At 66.0% G+C, this 16,952-nt stretch carries 19 protein-coding genes and 1 tRNA gene; 19 read left to right on the top strand and 1 reads right to left on the bottom strand.

The features are described 5' to 3' along the window. The first annotated feature begins 3 nt into the window (after positions 1 to 3). The gene (locus tag JGZ97_RS00610) at positions 4 to 1,728 is read left to right on the top strand and encodes a BatD family protein (protein WP_207060655.1); all 1,725 of its coding nucleotides are present in this window, start codon (positions 4 to 6) and stop codon (positions 1,726 to 1,728) included. Positions 1,729 to 1,928: 200 nt separating this feature from the next. Further along, positions 1,929 to 2,633, top strand: coding sequence for a DUF1294 domain-containing protein (locus JGZ97_RS00605; protein WP_207060654.1), 705 nt, complete (start codon positions 1,929 to 1,931; stop codon positions 2,631 to 2,633). A 334-nt stretch (positions 2,634 to 2,967) separates the two neighbouring features. On the opposite strand, the gene JGZ97_RS00600 is transcribed toward JGZ97_RS00605, so the two are convergent. Then, positions 2,968 to 3,043, bottom strand: a tRNA-Phe gene (locus JGZ97_RS00600). A gap of 253 nt (positions 3,044 to 3,296) precedes the next feature. Here JGZ97_RS00600 and JGZ97_RS00595 point away from each other — a divergent pair. From JGZ97_RS00595 to JGZ97_RS00515, 17 genes are all read left to right on the top strand, one after another. Next, positions 3,297 to 4,118 carry a hypothetical protein gene (locus JGZ97_RS00595; protein ID WP_207060653.1) on the top strand — a complete coding sequence of 274 codons (822 nt, stop codon included), beginning with the start codon at positions 3,297 to 3,299 and terminating at the stop codon, positions 4,116 to 4,118. Beyond that, a complete protein-coding gene (locus JGZ97_RS00590) occupies positions 4,115 to 4,723 on the top strand; it encodes a PilN domain-containing protein (protein ID WP_207060652.1) in 609 nt (202 codons plus the stop codon). Before JGZ97_RS00595 ends, JGZ97_RS00590 begins: the two co-directional genes overlap by 4 nt. Next, positions 4,713 to 5,363, top strand: a complete 651-nt coding sequence (locus tag JGZ97_RS00585; protein WP_207060651.1) for a hypothetical protein — start codon at positions 4,713 to 4,715, stop codon at positions 5,361 to 5,363. Before JGZ97_RS00590 ends, JGZ97_RS00585 begins: the two co-directional genes overlap by 11 nt. Beyond that, on the top strand, positions 5,356 to 5,700 hold the full coding sequence (locus tag JGZ97_RS00580) for a hypothetical protein (RefSeq protein WP_207060650.1): 345 nt from the start codon (positions 5,356 to 5,358) through the stop codon (positions 5,698 to 5,700). Before JGZ97_RS00585 ends, JGZ97_RS00580 begins: the two co-directional genes overlap by 8 nt. Continuing rightward, on the top strand, positions 5,700 to 7,289 hold the full coding sequence (gene mshL / locus JGZ97_RS00575; RefSeq protein ID WP_207060649.1) for a pilus (MSHA type) biogenesis protein MshL: 1,590 nt from the start codon (positions 5,700 to 5,702) through the stop codon (positions 7,287 to 7,289). Before JGZ97_RS00580 ends, mshL begins: the two co-directional genes overlap by 1 nt. 1 nt (position 7,290) lies before the next feature. Then, entirely contained in the window at positions 7,291 to 8,205 is a 915-nt protein-coding gene (locus JGZ97_RS00570) for an ExeA family protein (RefSeq protein WP_207060648.1), read from the top strand. Further along, entirely contained in the window at positions 8,202 to 9,449 is a 1,248-nt protein-coding gene (locus JGZ97_RS00565) for a tetratricopeptide repeat protein (RefSeq protein WP_207060647.1), read from the top strand. The genes JGZ97_RS00570 and JGZ97_RS00565 overlap by 4 nt, the downstream gene beginning before the upstream one ends. A 9-nt stretch (positions 9,450 to 9,458) precedes the next feature. After that, positions 9,459 to 11,246 (top strand): GspE/PulE family protein, encoded by a 1,788-nt coding sequence (locus tag JGZ97_RS00560; protein ID WP_207060646.1) that lies wholly within the window; start codon positions 9,459 to 9,461, stop codon positions 11,244 to 11,246. Positions 11,247 to 11,251: 5 nt separating this feature from the next. Continuing rightward, complete coding sequence (locus tag JGZ97_RS00555; protein ID WP_207060645.1) at positions 11,252 to 12,481, top strand: type II secretion system F family protein; 1,230 nt, start codon at positions 11,252 to 11,254, stop codon at positions 12,479 to 12,481. Further along, positions 12,478 to 13,026 carry a Tfp pilus assembly protein FimT/FimU gene (locus JGZ97_RS00550; RefSeq protein ID WP_207060644.1) on the top strand — a complete coding sequence of 183 codons (549 nt, stop codon included), beginning with the start codon at positions 12,478 to 12,480 and terminating at the stop codon, positions 13,024 to 13,026. Before JGZ97_RS00555 ends, JGZ97_RS00550 begins: the two co-directional genes overlap by 4 nt. Before the next feature lie 121 nt (positions 13,027 to 13,147). Then, positions 13,148 to 13,666 carry a type II secretion system protein gene (locus tag JGZ97_RS00545; protein WP_207060643.1) on the top strand — a complete coding sequence of 173 codons (519 nt, stop codon included), beginning with the start codon at positions 13,148 to 13,150 and terminating at the stop codon, positions 13,664 to 13,666. 9 nt (positions 13,667 to 13,675) lie between these two features. Next, on the top strand, positions 13,676 to 14,221 hold the full coding sequence (locus JGZ97_RS00540) for a hypothetical protein (RefSeq protein WP_207060642.1): 546 nt from the start codon (positions 13,676 to 13,678) through the stop codon (positions 14,219 to 14,221). Then, on the top strand, positions 14,184 to 14,741 hold the full coding sequence (locus JGZ97_RS00535; protein WP_207060641.1) for a prepilin-type N-terminal cleavage/methylation domain-containing protein: 558 nt from the start codon (positions 14,184 to 14,186) through the stop codon (positions 14,739 to 14,741). Before JGZ97_RS00540 ends, JGZ97_RS00535 begins: the two co-directional genes overlap by 38 nt. Beyond that, positions 14,741 to 15,571, top strand: coding sequence for a PilW family protein (locus tag JGZ97_RS00530; protein ID WP_207060640.1), 831 nt, complete (start codon positions 14,741 to 14,743; stop codon positions 15,569 to 15,571). Before JGZ97_RS00535 ends, JGZ97_RS00530 begins: the two co-directional genes overlap by 1 nt. Before the next feature lie 31 nt (positions 15,572 to 15,602). Continuing rightward, positions 15,603 to 16,016, top strand: a complete 414-nt coding sequence (locus tag JGZ97_RS00525) for a hypothetical protein (RefSeq protein ID WP_207060639.1) — start codon at positions 15,603 to 15,605, stop codon at positions 16,014 to 16,016. A 31-nt stretch (positions 16,017 to 16,047) separates the two neighbouring features. Next, complete coding sequence (locus tag JGZ97_RS00520; RefSeq protein ID WP_207060638.1) at positions 16,048 to 16,416, top strand: hypothetical protein; 369 nt, start codon at positions 16,048 to 16,050, stop codon at positions 16,414 to 16,416. A gap of 58 nt (positions 16,417 to 16,474) precedes the next feature. Further along, on the top strand, positions 16,475 to 16,894 hold the full coding sequence (locus JGZ97_RS00515) for a PilZ domain-containing protein (protein WP_207060637.1): 420 nt from the start codon (positions 16,475 to 16,477) through the stop codon (positions 16,892 to 16,894). The last annotated feature ends 58 nt before the right edge of the window (positions 16,895 to 16,952 follow it).

Genomic DNA, 16,952 nt, shown 5'->3' with positions numbered 1-16,952 from the left:
ACTATGACGAGATTACAGCAGATCAGCGCGGTGCTGGGGCTCTGTCTGCTCCTGGCCTTTTCCGCGACGGCCGCCGAACTCTCGGCCCAGGTGGACCGTCGGCAGGTGGCGCTGGACGAGACCCTGCGCCTGACCCTGCGGCTGGATCAACGCTCGGTCTCCAGCCCGCCCGATTTCAGCGTGCTGGAAGCCGACTTCGATATTCTCAACCAGGGCCGCAGTACCCAGTTGCGCATCGTCAACGGTCGCTCCGAGGCCTGGACCACCTGGGAGCTGGTGCTGGCGCCCAAGCGCGAGGGCGCCGTCACGATTCCCGCGTTCGACGTGGACGGGGCGCGCAGCGATCCCATCACCCTCCAGGTCGATCAGTCCGCACCGGCCGACGCCAAGGGGAAGGCCGAGTATTACGTGGAGCTGGAGGTGGACAAGGAGCGGCTCTACCCCCAAGAGCAGCTGCTGGTGCGGATCCGGCTGCTGAGCGCCGTACCCCTGGGGGATCTGCGCGGCACGCCGCTGGAGATCGAGAACGCCCGGGTGGTGCCCCTGGGGGAGCAGCAGTACCAGAAAACCCAGGGCGCGCTGGACTACCGGGTGTACCAGCTGGACTACGCCGTCTTCCCGGAGGTATCCGGCACCCTGGAAATACCGCCCCAGCGCTTCACGGCGGTCAAGAATCCCTCGCGGTCGCTGTTTGACCGGGGGCGCGGGCGCCAGGTGCGCATGGCCACCCGGGCCCGGCGACTGGAGGTCAAACCGTTGCCGCCGGGGGCCGAAAGAGCGCGCTGGCTTCCGGCCTCGCGGCTTGAGTTCAGCCAGGAATTCAGTGCGGAGGGAGACGGCTACCGGGTCGGGGAACCCCTGACCCGTACCCTCACCCTGACCGTGGACGGCCAACCCGCAAGCCTGCTCCCTTCCCTGACCTTACCTCCGCTGCAGGGGGCGCGACGGTATCCCGAAGCGCCGGAGAACAGCAGCCGCGAACATCGCGACGGCATCACCGCCACCCAGCGGCTGCGGGTCAGCGTGGTGCCCGGGCAGCCGGGCACCCTGGAGCTGCCCCCGCTGGAGCTGGCCTGGTGGGATACGACTGCCGACCGGGCCCGCGTGGCACGGGTGCCGGCCCGCACCATCGAGGTGCTGCCCGCCGCGGTCTCTCAATCCACACCGGTGGTCGCGGACCCCGCACTGCCACCGGCGCCGGCTGCTCCCGTCCCCGCCCAAGCGCCCGTCGAGTCGCCTCAGGGTACCCATTGGCTGCTCTGGAGCAACCTCGCCTGGGCGCTGATCAGCGCGGGGCTGGCCGTGCTCTGGTGGCGGGCCCGCCGCCGCAGCCCTGCAGGCGCCACCGGGCCTGCCCCTGCGGCAGGACCGCTCGCGGGATCGCGACCCGCCGAAAGCCGGGCCTTTGAGACCCTGCGCGAGGCCTGCCGCGGCGGTGATCCCGGCGCCATTCGACAGGCGCTGCTGGACTGGGCGCCGCTTCGTTTTGAGCTGAATGGGGCCGCGACCCTCGAGGCAATCGGCCGACAGACGCAGGAAGGGGCGCTTATCGAGCAGCTTCGCCTGCTGGACCGGGCCCTGTTTCACCCCCAGGCTGCCCAAGGGCTGAACCCGGACCAGCTGCTGTCGGCTTTGCAGCGGTTGCGTGAGCAGAAACCGGGACCAAGCAGTACGCAAACGGACCTCTTGCCGCCACTCTATCCACAGTCAGGATCGGCCGTAAATTGAGACAGGTTATCGGGGGGCTTTATTAATCGGGCTTCCAGCATAAGGATTTCCGATTTTTATTGAATATCCTGGCGTATAAACAATTCAATCACTGCGGGCGTTCGTCCCGGTGCATTTGTGCCATAAAAGCATGTAAATTAGTGTGAATTTGCTTCGTAGTAGCACTTTCACGTCACAGGCTCTTGAAAGGACCCAGGCTAATGGCTCAACAAAAAGGAACCCTGAAAACTTGGAAGGATGAGAAGGGGTTCGGCTTCATCAAGCCTGATCAGGGTAGCCGTGATGTGTTCGTTCACATGCGGGACTTCGGCAATATCGCCAGAAATCCTCGTGTAGGCGATATCATTTACTACCAGCCCATGAAGGACAAGGAGGGCCGTATTCGTGCGGGTGACGTTCATATCGAAGGGTTGGCTCGCGGGCCTGTTAGTCGTCTCCAAAAAGGGCTTTCCTCGCCAGCAAGCGCCAAGGCTTTGAAGCATAGTGGTAAGCCGCGGCCAAATAAGACAAGGCGTCAAGGCGGCTCTACAGCGACACTGGTGGCCGCTGTTTTCTTCAGCATCCTCGGTATCTCAGCTCTTTCAGGAAAAATAGACTCTCTAATTTTTGCCCTTTATCTAGTAGCGAGCTTGCTTGCCTTTCTCATGTATGCGGTTGATAAATCGGCAGCTAAGAAGGGGGCATGGCGAACTCAAGAAAGCACGCTGCATCTGGTTGCCCTAATCGGAGGCTGGCCTGGCGCACTCCTTGCCCAACAAAAGCTACGCCACAAATCCAAGAAACAGTCTTTTCGCTCTGTATTCTGGATGACTGTCTGCTTGAACTGCGGATTTCTTGTGTGGCTACTTACGCCGACAGGGGCTTCTACGGCAAACGCGTTGATTTCACAGATAGGATGGGGATAAAGGGAGGCCCGGTCTATTTCAGCTTACCGCCGATCGGGTTGGGCGTCTGGTTTCGACTTCTTCGACTAACCGCAGGCCTGCGGTCAGCTGACAACGTTGCACAGGGTGGGAACAAGGGAGGTCCTTGTTCTCCCCGAACGCGAGGGTCAGGACTGCAGGACGTTCTTCAGGCACTCCATCGTTCAGATCACGGACATCAAGGCTGATCCTGAGGCAAATATCGCCTTAGGGCGTCGCGGAAAAGAAGAGATACTGGAAAGATCGGTTCCGGCCGGAGAACGGCCAGAGGCCAGAAACAAAAAGGCCCCGTTCACTGACGAGGCCTTGAAAGAAGTGGTGCCCGGAGGCGGAATCGAACCACCGACACGAGGATTTTCAATCCTCTGCTCTACCAACTGAGCTATCCGGGCAACGGGGGCGTATTAAACACGCCCCTTTTTTATTAGTCAACACGAAATCCGTCGCTAGGCGCTGGAGCGGCGGTGGCATCAGGGGCCGGGCTGTGATAATAAAGGCACTTCAAACTCGTTGGCGTCGGAAGTAAGGGGAAGTACGCTGTTCAGCCTGTTCAGGAAAAAACGTAGTAGGGACGGGCGGGTCGGTCTCTGTTTGCGGCAGGAAGGTGCGGCGCTGGCCCATTACCGGACTGGGGCGGAGCCGGCGTTGAGCCAGTGCGCCCTGATTCCGGGCGTCACTCACGATAATCCCCAACCCCTGCGCCAGGAGGTTGAAGCCCGCGGCCTGCAGGGGTGTGCCACCAGTTATCTGCTGGGGCCGGAGGACTACCAGCTGCTGCTGGTGGAGGCGCCTGCGGTTCCGGAAGCCGAGCTGCTCGAGGCCCTGCAGTGGCGGGTCAAGGATCTGATCGCCTACGATGTCGCCGAGGCGGTGATTGATTACGTCACCCTGCCGGAAGACGCCTACCGCGGGCGCTCGCGCATGCTCTACGTGGCGGTGATGAACCGTCAGGTGTCGGAGCAGGCCGAGGCGCTGACCCGGGCGGTGGGGCTGCATCTTGATATCCTGGACATACCGGAACTGGCGCTGCTCAACCTCAGCGACCTGCTGCCCGCCGAGTCCACCGGCTCGGCCCTGCTGGGGCTACAGGCCGGCACCAGTCATATCAACCTGCTGGCCGAGGGCCAGCTTTACCTGACCCGCTCCCTGGAAGCACCGGCAGAGGTGCTCTCCCCCGATGCGACCGATATCGAGTCCCGTGCCAGCGCCCTCGTTCTGGATATTCAGCGCTCCCTGGATTACTACGAGAGCCAGATCGGCAAGCCCCCCTGCCTCAAGCTCCTGGTCTGCCCGCTGCAGCCGGGCGAAACGCCGCTGCTGTCCCAGTTCCGTTACAACCTGCCGGTAGAGGTGGTGCAGCTGGACCTGGGCGAGTGGCTCACCAGTGCCGAGCCCCTGACACCCTTGCTTCAGGCCCAGTGCCTGCCGGCCATTGCCGCGGCCCTGCGCCCGGAGGGGGCCGCATGAAGCAGCGCATCAACCTCTACGTGCGACGCGAAAAAAAGCGCCTGCCCTTTTCTGCGGGCATCTGCCTGCTGGTGCTGTTGGCGGTGGGGACAACGGTGTTAGCGGCTTACCTGTTTAGCGCCAGCGAGTTGAAACAGGCGCGGGCAGAACTGGCCGCACTGCGCACCGAGCAGGCATCGCTGCAGGCCGAACTCGACCAACTGCAGCAGCACCGGGCACAGCTGGTGGCCTCGCCGGCCCTGGCAACCCAAATCGCACGGCTGGAAGGCACCCTGGCGACGAAGCAGGAGTACCTGGCCCTGCTGGGCGCCTTGGAGCCCGCTGCCCAGACCCCTTTTTCCGTGCTGCTGGACGGGCTGGCGGCGCAGAGCCCGTCTGAGCTCTGGCTGACCCGGATTCAGGCGGCCGAAGGCGGGCGCCTCTTCAGCCTTGAGGGGCGTAGTCTGCGTGCCGGGCTGGTGCCCGAGTACCTGCAGCGGCTGGGCGCCGAGCCCGGCTATCGCCAGGCCCGCTTTGACGACTTCTCCCTGGAGCAGGGCGAGGGGCGCGGCCTGCGGTTCGAACTGAACGCACGACTGGTGCCGGGGGTGGACGGTGAAAGCTAAGCTGCTGGCCCTCGCGGAGCGGTTTGACGGGCTGACCCTGCGCGAGCGGCTGCTGATCCTGATCACCCTGGTGGTGGCCCTGGTGCTGCCCACCTTCCTCTATTTGATCGAGCCGGCGCAAAAGGCCAAGGCCGGCGTGGAGCGTCGCGCCGTGCAGCTGGAGGCGGAGCTGGCCAACAAGAAGCTGGAGCTGGTCACCCTCAAGAGCCGTCCCCTGGTGGACCCCAACGACGCCCTGCGTAGCCAACTGGCGGCGCTGCAGGCGCGGGAGAAGGCCCTTGATGCCACCCTGTTAGAGCGCAGTGCGCGGCTGATTTCCCCGCAGGAGATGCTGGAGGTACTGCAGGCGGCGCTGGCCGAGCAGGCCGGGTTGACCCTGATAAGCGCCCGCAAGGGAGATGCCGAGCAGGTGGCCGAAGGGCCGGAGGGGGCACCGCTGAAGGGGGTTTACCGCCATGACCTGACCCTGGTGGTGGCGGGGGGCTATTTTGACGTGCTCGCCTACGTGCGGGCGCTGGAGTCCCTGCCCCGGCGCTTCTTCTGGGATGCGATTGACTACCAGGTGCGGGACTATCCCCGGGCGGAGGTGACCTTGAAACTGCATACCCTGAGTACCGAGAAGGGGTGGCTGGGTGTTTAGGGCGGCGCTGCTAAGCCTGGCCACGTTGCTGGCCCTGTCTCCCTGGGCAAGCCTGCAGGCCGCCAGCGATCCGACTCGCCCCCCGGTGGTCGTGCGCGCCGCGAAGAGCCAGCCGGCGGCGGCCAATCAATGGCGCCTGGAGTCGGTTATCATGGGCGCCGGGCGCAAGGTCGCGGTGATCAACGGCCGGCGTCTGGGGGAAGGCGATACCCTGGGCGCGGCCCGGGTGCTGAGCATCGACGCCGGCGGCGTGTGGCTGAGCAGTGACGGTAAGCGCCGGCGGCTGCAGGTGCACCGGGCCTTGAACAGAAATTGGATAAAGCGGGATCGAAATTGATGGGGCTGCGAAGCGCGCTGGTTGTATTGGTATCTGTGGTGGTGGCCGGCTGTCAGAGCTGGGCGCCGGTGTCCGGGACCCCGCCGCGGGAGACGGCCATGGCGCAACTGAGCCAGGATGTCGCCGAGCACCGTGCCGCCGAGATGGCCACCCCGGACGCGCAGGTGCTCGAGGCCCTGTTGCCGCCCCTGGACGTGACCCGTGGAGGCCCCGAGGCCGAGGCGCGGTTTGATATCGCGGTCAACGGCCTCGCCGCCCGGGAGTTTTTCATGGGGCTGGTGCAGGGCACCGATTACAACATGGTGGTGAGCGAGGGCATCGGGGGGACCCTCTCTCTGGATTTGAAGAACGTCACCGTGGAAGAGGTCATGGAGATGGTGCGGGATGTCTACGGCTACGAGTACAAGCGCCGGGGCAACCTCTTTTCGGTGGTACCCGCGCGCCTTGAAACCGCGCTGTTTCACATCAACTACCTCAACGTGAGCCGTGACGGCAGCTCCGACGTGCGGGTGAGCGCCGGTACCGTCGCCGACTCCGACGACAGCAACCGCTCGGCGGTGGTGGGCACCCGCATCAACACCCGCAACGCCACCGACTTCTGGGGGCGTCTGGAAGCCACCCTGCGCACCCTGATCGGCAGCGGCGAGGGGCGCAACGTGGTGATCACCCCCCAGGCCGGCGTGGTGGCCGTGCGGGCCATGCCCAGCGAGCTTCAGACCGTGCGCGCCTACCTGGAGCAGGCGGAGCTGACCCTGCAGCGACAGGTGATCCTGGAGGCGAAGATCCTGGAGGTGGAGCTCAGCAACGGCTTTCAGAGCGGCATCAACTGGAACGCGGTGATCGATGCCGGCAGCGACGGTGAAACCCTGGTCCTCAGCCAGTCCAGCGCCGTGCTCAACAACCCGGACAACATCGCCGGGGTGTTCGGCGCCGCCCTCAACCTCACCGACTTCAGCGGCCTGATCCAGCTGCTGGAGACCCAGGGCGAGGTGCAGGTGCTCTCCAGCCCCCGGGTCTCCACCCTCAACAACCAGAAGGCGGTGATCAAGGTGGGTACCGACGAGTTCTTCGTCACCGATATCGAGACCACCACCACCACGGGCACGGCCACCACCACCACCCCGGACGTTGAGCTGACCCCGTTCTTTTCCGGCATCGCCCTGGACGTGACGCCGCAGATCAGCGGGGAAGGGGAGATCATCCTGCACGTGCACCCCTCCATCAGCGAGGTGACCGACCAGCAGAAGACCGTTACCGTGGGGGCCGATACCCTGCAGCTGCCGCTGGCGCTCAGCACCATCCGTGAATCCGACAGCGTGGTGCGCGCCAGCAGCGGCCAGGTGATCGTGATCGGCGGCCTGATGAAATCCGCCGTGAAGGACACCCGCGCCAAGACCCCGGGGATGGGCGATATTGCCGGTATCGGCGCCCTTTTCCGGCAGAAGCGCCAGGCGTCGCTGAAAAGCGAGCTGGTGATCCTGCTCAAGCCCACCATTGCCGGCAGCCGGGGCTGGCAGCGCAGCCTGCAGCAGAGCCTGGACAACTTCACCCAGCTGCGTCGCGCCGACGAGCCCGGGCGGGTGGAGTAGCATGTACGAGCAGCACTTCGGCCTGCGGGAGCTGCCCTTCACCCTGACTCCCAACACCCAGTTCTTTCTCAACCTGCCCACCCACCAGGAGGCGCTGAACCTGATCCTGGTGGCGCTGGGCAACGGCGACGGCTTTGTCAAAATCGTCGGCGAGGTAGGCACCGGCAAGACCCTGCTGTGCCGCAAGGTGCTCGGCGCCCTCGACGAGGCGTGCTACGTCAGCGCTTACATACCCAACCCGGCCCTGAATCCGGAGGACTTTCGGTCTAACTTCGCCCGTGAACTGGGGCTGACGCTGACCCCGGGCGAAACCGGTTTTGCCCTGCTGGAGCGGATCAACCAACGGCTGATCGAGCTTGCCGGGGAGGGGCGGCAGGTGGTGCTGATGGTGGACGAGGCCCAGACCATGCCCGAGGAGACCCTGGAGAGCCTGCGGCTGTTGACCAACCTGGAAACCGAGTCGCGCAAGCTGTTCCAGGTGGTGCTCTTCGGCCAGCCGGAGCTGGATACGCTGCTGGCCCGGCCTTCGCTCCGGCAGTTGCACCAGCGCATTACTTTCTCGTACCGGCTGCGAACCCTCGATCGCAGCGGCACTGGGCACTACCTGCAGCACCGGCTCGGCGCCGCCGGCTACAACGGCCTGCCGCTGTTCACGGCGGCGGCGTCGCGGCTGGTGTACCGGGCATCCAGCGGGACGCCCCGGTTGATCAACATCCTGGCCCACAAGGCGATGATGGCCGCCTACGGCAAGGGTGAGCGGAGCGTCGCCCCCGCCCGGGTGCGCGCCGCCGTGGCCGATACCGAGGGGCTGCGCCTGCCGCTGCACAGTCGCCCCTGGGTGCGTTACCCCGCAGCCCTTGGCGCTCTGCTGCTGGCCGGGCTGTCGGCGTTCTGGTTTTCGGGGACCAGCCTGTGAGCCTGGTCAACGATATGCTGCGGGACCTGGAGCAGCGCCGCGAGCAGGGGAGTGATGGCAACCTGCAGGAGCGCGGTGGCACCCCCCCGGTCACAGCGTCGCCGGCGGCCGAGCGACGTTTTCCGCGCTGGCTGGCGGCACTCGCGGTGGTGGTCGCAGGCCTGGTGGCCTGGCTGCTGCTGAATCCCGAATCGCCGCAGACGGACACCCGCTTTCAGCCGCGCCAGGCCAGGGTCGCCGCATCTGCCGAGAAGGCTACTTCAACTGCGTCTGTCGCCCCTGCTGAAATTGGTACTTCTGCTGAGTCTGTCGTACCGGATGCGCTTGCCAAGCGGGCCGAGCGCACGGTCTCGCCGCAAGCGCCCCGGGCCGTGACCGAAACGACGGCGCCGGAGCGTGCGCCCGAGAATGACCCTGTGGTGACTTTGCCCCGGCTGGCCCCGCCCGAGCCTGCGCCGGCTGCCGAGACTCCTGCCCCTGCCCCTGCGAAGGCGGTGGCTGCCATTGAGACGGCCCCCCTCGCACCCGCGCCGGGTGAGGCAGCTCCCGTCGAGGTCGCTTCCACGCAGGCTGCTTCCACGCAGGCTGCTTCAGTTCAGGCTGCCCCCCTTCAGACAACGGTGCAGAGTTCGCCGCCGGTGGGGCCGCTACGCAAGACGCCCCGGCTGAGCGCGGCTGAGCGCGACCGCCAGACCGTTCAGGATGCCCGCGCCCTGGTCGCCCGGGGCGAGCAGGAAGAGGCCCAGCGGCGGCTTAAGACTTACCTGGGCAAGGAGCCGGGCGCGCTTGAGAGCCGAGCCCTGCTGGCCACCCTGTTGCTCAGCGAGGGGGATGTGGCCGGGGCGGAGCAGGTGCTGGATAGCGGTCTGGCGCTGGCGCCCGAGGCGCCGGGGCTGAAAAAGCTCAAGGCGCGGCTGCTCTTGCAGCAGGGGCGCGCGGAGGCCGCCGCGGCGTTGCTGGCCCCCGCGGCGCCGTCACCCGTCGCCGACCCGGAGTATCACCAGCTGCGGGCCGCCGTGCTGCAGGCCGCGGGCGATCACGGCCAGGCGGTGGAGACCTACCTGGCGCTGCTGCGCCTCGACAGCACCCGTCCGGCCTGGTGGCTGGGGCTGGGGATTTCCCTGGAGGCGCTGGCTGCCCCGGAACAGGCCCGTGAGGCCTATCGCAATGTGCTACGCATTCCCACAGCCGAGCCCGCCCTGAACCGCCATGCCCGCCAGCGGCTGGCGCAGCTGGGCGGTTGAGGAGAGACCATGTCCCCCCCGAAGAAGATCCGCATCGGCGACCTCCTGGTCCAGAACAACGTGATCAGCGAGCCCCAGCTGATGGAGGCCCTGGCCAAGCAGAAGCAGACCGGGCAGAAGCTGGGGCGCACCCTGGTGGCGCTGGGGTTCGTCACCGAGCAGCGCTTTCTCGACTTTCTCTCCCAGCAGCTCAACATTCCCAAGGTCGACCTGACCCACTACGAGTTCGATGCCCAGGAGGTGATGCGCCTCTCGGAGTCCCACGCCCGCCGCTTCAGGGCCATCGTGCTCAAGGAGCACGCCGATCACTTCCTGATCGGCATGGCCGACCCCATGGACCTGCACGCCTTTGACGAGCTGCAGCGGCTGCTGTCCAAGCCGATCCGCCAGGCGGTGGTGCCCGAGAGTCAGCTGCTGGGCACCCTGGACCTGATGTACCGGCGCACCGAGGAGATCGCCTCCCTGGCTGGCCAGCTGGAGGAGGAGATCAGCGACGACGCCTTCGACATCGCCCAGCTCAGCGCCCAGGACGACAGTGAAGTGCCGGTGGTCAGGCTGCTGCAGACCATTTTCGAGGACGCGGTGCAGGTGCGGGCCTCGGATATCCACATCGAGCCCGACGAGCACGTCCTGCGCATTCGCCAGCGGGTGGACGGGGTGCTGCAGGAGAACGTAGTCAAGGAGCGCCGGGTTGCCTCGGCCCTGGTGCTGCGCCTCAAGCTGCTGGCCCAGCTCAATATTTCCGAAAAGCGCCTGCCCCAGGACGGGCGCTTCAACATCACCGTCAGTGGCCGCAGCCTGGACGTGCGTATCTCCACCATGCCGATCCAGCACGGCGAATCGGTGGTGATGCGTTTGCTGGATCAGTCCGCCGGGGCCATCGGCCTGGACAAGGCCGGGCTGCCCGAGGCGTTGCTGAGCCGGTTCCGCAAGCTGATCCACCAGCCCAACGGGCTGATCCTGGTCACCGGCCCCACGGGGAGCGGTAAGACCACCACCCTCTACGGCGCCCTGATGGAGCTCAACGAGGCCAGCAAGAAGATCATCACCGTGGAGGACCCGGTGGAGTATCGCCTGGAGCGGGTCAACCAGGTGGGCATTAACCCCAAGATCGGCCTCGACTTCGCCACCGTGTTGCGCGCTACCTTGCGCCAGGACCCGGATATTCTGCTGGTGGGGGAGATCCGTGATGCGGAGACGGCCGCCATCGCCATGCGCGCGGCCATGACCGGGCACCTGGTGCTCTCCACCCTGCACACCAACGACGCCATCAGCAGCGCCATGCGCCTGGTGGATATCGGCGTCGAGGGGTTCATGGCCGCCAGTGCCCTGCGTGGGGTGCTGGCCCAGCGGCTGGTCCGTAAGAACTGCGTCCACTGCAGCCAGCCCTACACCCCCAGCGCCCGGGAACAGGCTTGGCTGGAGGAGCGGCTCGGTGCGGAGCTCGCGGGGGCCAGCTTTGCCGCCGGCAGTGGCTGCACTTACTGCAACAACACCGGCTACAGCGGCCGTATCGGTATCTTCGAGCTGCTGGAGCTGGACGACGCCATGGCCGACGCCCTACGTTCCAGCAATACCCTGGCCTTTACCCAGGCCGCCCGCAGCGCCCCGGGCTACACCACCCTGGCCGAAAGCGCCCTGGCCTTTGCCGGGCAGGGGGTCACCACCCTGGAGGAGGTGTTCCGGGTTACCGAGCAGATGGACGAGGTGGCGCAGGAGCTGGCCCATGCCTTCCAGCCGCCGGATAAACCCCAGTTCGGTGGCCTCAGCCTCGAGCCCCTGGACGGGGAAGGCTAGGCGGTATGGCGGTCTTTCAGTACGTGGGGCGCGATGCCGGTGGCGCCCGGGTGACCGGCCGCCACGAGGCGGGCAATGCCGGGCAGGTGGCGGCCTTTCTCAGCGAGCGCCAGATCACCCCCGTCTCGATCACCCAGGAGCGGGGGGCGAAGCCGGCCGAGGACAGCGCAGGGGCCGTCAGGCTGCGCCTGCTGCAGCGGGTGAAGCTGGACGAGCTGATCATCTTCAGCCGCCAGATGTACAGCCTGACCAAGGCCGGCATTCCGATTACCCGGGCCATGCGCGGGCTGGCCCTGTCGGTGCGCAACCCGTTGCTGAGCGAGACCCTCAACGCGGTCACCGACGACCTGGAGCAGGGCCACACCCTCTCCGGCAGTCTCAACCATCACCCCAAGGTCTTCTCGTCCCTCTACGTCAGCCTGATTCACGTGGGGGAGAACACCGGTAACCTGGACCAGGCCTTCCTGGAGATCTCCAAGTACCTGGAGCTGGAACGTCAGACCATCAAGAACATCAAGCAGGCGACGCGCTACCCGCTCTTTGTGATGATCGCCATCGGTGCAGCCATCGCCGTGATCAACCTCTTCGTGATCCCTGCTTTCGAGGGGGTGTTCCGAAGCCTGGGCGCGGAGCTGCCCTGGCAGACCCGGGCGCTGATCGCCACCTCCGGCTTTACCCGGGATTACTGGTACCTGATTGTCGGCGGCTTTGTCGGTGCGCTCTACGCGTTTAAGCGCTACGTCGCCACCGAGCCGGGACGGCTGAAGTGGGACCGACTTAAACTGCGCCTGCCGGTGGTGGGCGGGCTGTTTCAACGGATCACCCTGGGGCGCTTCTCTCGGACCTTCGCGCTGGTGATGCGCGCCGGGATTCCCATCGAGCAGGCCCTGACCATCGTCTCCACCGCGGTGGGCAACGCCTATATCGGCGACAAGGTGCGCGGCATGCGCCAGGGCATCGAGCGGGGCGAGGGCTTTACCCGCACCGCCCATGCCACCGGCATGTTCAGCCCCCTGGTGCTGCAGATGCTGGCGGTGGGGGAGGAGACCGGCAACATCGACGACCTGCTGGAAGAGGCGGCCGATTTCTACGAGCAGGAGGTGGAGTACGACCTCAAGGGGCTGGCCAGCGCCATCGAGCCGATCCTGATCGTGGCCATCGGTTTCATGGTGCTGGTGCTGGCCCTGGGGGTGTTCCTGCCGCTGTGGGAGCTCAACGCCTCCGTCAACCGATGAGGGGCGATGCTCGCCGGCAGCGAGGGTTCACCCTGTTCGAGCTGGTGGTCTGCCTGCTGCTGATCACGGTGCTGGCGACCCTGGCCTACCTTCATTACCAGCGCCTGGCGGTGGATGCCGAACGGGCGGCGTTTCGCGGGGTGCTGGGCTGGCTGCGGGCCGGCATTAACCTGGAGCGGACCCGGGCCCTTGGCAGCGGCCAGCCGGCGTCGTTGGAGGCCCTGGAGGGGACCAACCCCATGGCCCTGCTCGCACGGGTGGTGACCCCGCCTGCGAATTACGTCGGCGAGCGCAACGGGGACGAGGCGCTGGCGGTGCCCGGCGGCCGCTGGTATTTCGACAGCGGGACGGGGCAACTGGTCTACCGGGTGCGCTACGCCGCCAACCGGCGGGGGTTGCCCCCGGGGGTGGAGCGGGTGGGGTTTTCTCTAAAGGTGCACCCTGCTCCGGCCGATAAAAAAGACAGGCGGGTTAGACGGGGGCTGGCGTTGACGGCCCAGACCCCGGGCTACGACCGCAGCCCTTTAAGGCTCGGCGGACGCTGAATGAGTTCGTGTTTATTTAACAGGCTATTGTGTAGGGTTTTTCGGTTTTAACTCAACCAAGACTGTTATATCTTTGAACCCTATACAAAAGCTCCGGTGACGGTGACGAAGAGGTCGAATCATGAGTAACAAGCAGTCCGGTTTTACCATTATCGAGTTGATCGTGGTAATCGCCCTTCTGGGGATTCTTTCCGCCGTGGCCCTGCCGCGTTTTATCAGCGTCACCGACGACGCCCATGATTCGGCGGTCGAGGGCGCCGGGGCCGGTTTCGCCACTGGTATCGCCCTGCTGAAGGCGCAGGTGGTGGCCAACGGTGACCTGGGCTCCTTTACCCAGGATGTTGACGGCTACGGCGACGAAACGTTGGACGTCAATGCCAACGGGTATGCCGTGGGCACCAATGTCACTACCAGTGGCGGCGCTGCCTCGCTGTCTCTGACCCAGTGTGCCGACCTCTGGGCCGGTGTCTTCGATGCCAATGGGCCGACCGCCTCGACCGCCGCGGACTCCGACTATACCCCCGCGGGTAGCGGCACCGAGTGCACCTTCACCTACAGCAGCCAGAAAAACGGCCAAGATCGGGAAATCTTGTACAACTCCGCCAACGGCGAGGTGGTGACCGTCATTCCTGCGGGCTAAACCCGCCTCATGACTCCGCGCGTCCGGCCCCCGGTGTCCGGCAGGGTCGGCGCCGGCTTCTCGCTGATCGAGCTGATCAGCATCCTCGCCCTGCTCGGCATTCTCGCCGCCGTGGCTTTTCCCCGTTTCGCCGATACCCAGAGCTATCGCGACCTGCTGCTCAAGGATCAGCTCATCAGCAGCGCCCGCTTCGCCCAGCAGGCGGCCCTGGCCCGCCATAACCAGTCGGTGAGTCTGGTGTTGGGACGGCCTGACGACTGGCGCTTTGAGGTATGGGTGGACACCGACGGGGACGGAACCCAAGATCTTAGGCTGCAGCAGCAGACACCGGAGCGGGGAAACGCCCGCCTGAGCCTGGCCTCACCTACGGCGGTACCTGTCACCGGTGCCAACGCGGTGCGGGTCGGCTACGATAACCTCGGCCACCTGAACACCCTTAACGGGGCGCCCCTCAATGCCAACCTGGCGTTTACCGCCAGCGAGCGGATTGTCTGTCTCTCCCTGGCCGGCTATGCCTATGAAGCAGCGAACCTTGCAGACTGCATCGCCCAGTAGCGCCGGGTTTACCCTGGTGGAGCTGGTGGTGACCATCGCCGTGCTGGCCATCGCGCTGCTGGCGGTGGCCAATTCGCTGCGGTTCAGCAGCCAGTACAGCGCCGACCCGCTCTGGCAGGCCAAGGCGGTGGCGCTGGCCGAGGCCTACAGCGACGAGATCCTGGGCAAGCGCTTTGATGAGCGCACGGCGCTTGGCGGAGTGCCGGCGTGCGTTGGCATCGGCGCCAGCGCCGGCCAGTGTACGCCGGCGGCGGACTTTGGCGCCGCGCTGGCGGAAGAGGCCGGTGAAACCCGCGCCAGCTTTGACGACCTGGACGACTTTCACGGCCTGGATGAGTCCCCCCGCAGCGCAGAAGGGACGCCCCTGGCGCAGTACGCCGGGTACGGTGTCCGGGTGTCGGTGCATTACGCGGGCAGTGAGCTGGGGCTTGATCCATTCGATGCCAAGGCGGTGACGCTCACCGTGACCCCGCCGGGGCAGGCGCCGCTGGTGTTCAGCTTCTACCGGGGCAATTTCTGATGCGCGCCAGCCGCGGCTTTACCCTGATCGAGCTGATCGTGGTGATCGTGGTCATGGGCATCATGGCCTTCGGCACGGTGCAGTTCATCGTCAACAGCAGCCAGGGCTACGCCGACGCGGCGCGCCGGGGCCGCCTGGGTTCGACCGGAGCGGTGGCGGTGGAGCAGCTCGCCCGGGAACTGCGCAACGCCCTGCCCAACAGCGTGCGGGCAGGGCGTTCCCCTAACGTGGGGATTCCCTGCCTTGAGTATGTGCCGGTGCTGGCCGGCACCCATTACCTGGATATACCGGTGCAGAGCGCCTCCAGCGGTTTTCTCTCGGTGCCGTTCATGGCGCCGCCAGCGATCGGCCGGGTGGCGGTTTACCCGCTGCAGGCCGCCGACATCTATCGGCTGGCTTCAGTCCCGGGCGAGCCCTCGGTGATCTCGGCGGAGAAAGTCATCACCGCCCCCTCGGACCTGGTGGGTACGGCAGCGGTACGGGTGGGGTGGGGCAGCAGCCATGCCTTCCCCTCGGCGTCCCCCACCGGGCGTTGGTTTATGGTGGATGAGCCGGTGAGCTTCTGCGTGGTGGGGGACAAGCTGTTTCGCTACGCCGGGTACGGCTTCCATTCGGTCCAGCCTTTTCCGCAAGAGTCGTCTGCTCCGCTGCCCGCCGCCGTGCCGCAGCGACGTCTGCTGGCCGATGCCCTGGTGCTGGAGGGCGAGCCCTTCCGCCTGATCGCCGCCACCCTGCAGCGTAACGCCCTGGTGCGCCTGGACCTCTCCTTCAAGGCAGGCGACGAGGGCGTGCGCATTCAACACGAGGTGCAGCTGCGCAATGTACCTTAGAGACACGTATCCCAGAGAAAGGTGCTCCAGGTTGCGCGGCGCGCAGCGTGGAATCGGGCTGGTGGCGGCGATCTTCGTGATCACCGTGATGGCCCTGATCAGCGTCGGATTGAGTCAGCTGGTGGTCACCGGGCAGCAGGGCTACGGCTACCAGGTACTCTCGGCCCGGGCCTTTCTCGCCGCCGAGAGCGGCGCCCAGTTGGCCGCCAACCAGCTGATGCCTCCCGAGGGCGGCGGGGGGAGCGGCTGTCCGCTGCCGAATCCGCCGCTCCCGGCCGAGGGGTCCGGGGGCTGTGAGGTCCGGTTGGCGTGCAACCAGGTCGGCCCCCTCGAGGTCCAGGGGAGGCTGACCACTTACTACACGTTGCAGAGTGAGGGGCGCTGCGGCAGCGGCAAGGATCTGGCGATACGGCGCCTGACCCTGCGTTTCCAGAGACCGGAGTAGCCCGAGGCCGCCACTCAGCCCCGGAGGTGATATGCGCCAGCCAGGTCGCGCTCGGGTCCTGTTCCTGAGCCTGGGATTGGCCTTTCCCCTGGCCGCGGCAGAGCGCTATTGCCTGCGCACCGATGCCGCACGCGGGATTACCGATGGCGATACCCACCAGAGGAGTAAGCGCGGGTGGGGCGGGCAGGTGGGCAAGGCGGAGGAGGGTTGCTACGACCTGCGGTTTATCAAGGGCAAGTATGCGGCGCTGCTCGACCGGGACGGCCAGGTCGCGTACGAGTCGGCCCCTGAGCAGCTGCAACGGGCGCCCGACAGCCGGGCGTCCCTGCCGCCGGAGATCGGGAGCCGGATCTACTATGCCGCCTACCGCGCCTGGATTCAGACATTTATCGGCGACTGAGGGGCCGGGGTGTCAGGCACAACGTCCAGGTGCGCCCTTTCGGGATTGGCGTTATAGTGTGGCCCAGACAGCCTCGATCATGGAGATTCACCCGGTGGCAGTAACCCATCCCCCCGCGCAGGACCGGCGCCGCTTTACCCGTATCACCTTCGATGCCCGTACCGAGCTGAGGATCAACGGCGAGCGTTGGCCGGTGCAGTTGGTGGATATCTCCCTCAAGGGATTGTTGGTCAGGCTGATCGATCCGGTGGAACTGGCCGTTGGCGATGAACTCGAGGCGCGGGTTACCCTGGCCCGGGGCGAAATCGAGTTGTGCCTGCCGGTGACCCTGACCCGGATGACGCCGCCTTATCTGGGCTTTGAGTGCGGCGCGATCGACCTGGAGAGCATCAGCCACCTGCGCCGCCTGTTGGAGCTGAACCTGGGGGATGCTTCCCTGCTGGACCGGGAGCTGGAACAGCTGGTGGCCGAGGAGTAGCCCGGCCAGACGTTTTCTTGAAGGGCTCCGGCGGCTCTAAGGGCCTCCAGCGCCTCTA

Source organism: Motiliproteus sp. SC1-56 (assembly GCF_017309075.1).
In the GTDB taxonomy this organism is placed as follows: Bacteria; Pseudomonadota; Gammaproteobacteria; order Pseudomonadales; family Balneatricaceae; genus Motiliproteus.
The sequence above is the reverse complement of the archived record's forward strand: the minus strand, read 5'-3'. Positions and strand labels throughout refer to the sequence as shown.

Excerpts from the sequence above, each read along its gene's own strand:
- JGZ97_RS00610 (WP_207060655.1), top strand. The coding sequence starts at position 4 with ATGACGAGATTACAGCAGATCAGCGCGGTGCTGGGGCTCTGTCTGCTC.
- JGZ97_RS00605 (WP_207060654.1), top strand. The coding sequence starts at position 1,929 with ATGGCTCAACAAAAAGGAACCCTGAAAACTTGGAAGGATGAGAAGGGG.
- JGZ97_RS00590 (WP_207060652.1), top strand. The coding sequence starts at position 4,115 with ATGAAGCAGCGCATCAACCTCTACGTGCGACGCGAAAAAAAGCGCCTG.
- mshL (WP_207060649.1), top strand. The coding sequence starts at position 5,700 with ATGGGGCTGCGAAGCGCGCTGGTTGTATTGGTATCTGTGGTGGTGGCC.
- JGZ97_RS00570 (WP_207060648.1), top strand. The coding sequence starts at position 7,291 with ATGTACGAGCAGCACTTCGGCCTGCGGGAGCTGCCCTTCACCCTGACT.
- JGZ97_RS00560 (WP_207060646.1), top strand. The coding sequence starts at position 9,459 with ATGTCCCCCCCGAAGAAGATCCGCATCGGCGACCTCCTGGTCCAGAAC.
- JGZ97_RS00555 (WP_207060645.1), top strand. The coding sequence starts at position 11,252 with ATGGCGGTCTTTCAGTACGTGGGGCGCGATGCCGGTGGCGCCCGGGTG.
- JGZ97_RS00550 (WP_207060644.1), top strand. The coding sequence starts at position 12,478 with ATGAGGGGCGATGCTCGCCGGCAGCGAGGGTTCACCCTGTTCGAGCTG.
- JGZ97_RS00545 (WP_207060643.1), top strand. The coding sequence starts at position 13,148 with ATGAGTAACAAGCAGTCCGGTTTTACCATTATCGAGTTGATCGTGGTA.
- JGZ97_RS00540 (WP_207060642.1), top strand. The coding sequence starts at position 13,676 with ATGACTCCGCGCGTCCGGCCCCCGGTGTCCGGCAGGGTCGGCGCCGGC.
- JGZ97_RS00535 (WP_207060641.1), top strand. The coding sequence starts at position 14,184 with ATGAAGCAGCGAACCTTGCAGACTGCATCGCCCAGTAGCGCCGGGTTT.
- JGZ97_RS00530 (WP_207060640.1), top strand. The coding sequence starts at position 14,741 with ATGCGCGCCAGCCGCGGCTTTACCCTGATCGAGCTGATCGTGGTGATC.
- JGZ97_RS00520 (WP_207060638.1), top strand. The coding sequence starts at position 16,048 with ATGCGCCAGCCAGGTCGCGCTCGGGTCCTGTTCCTGAGCCTGGGATTG.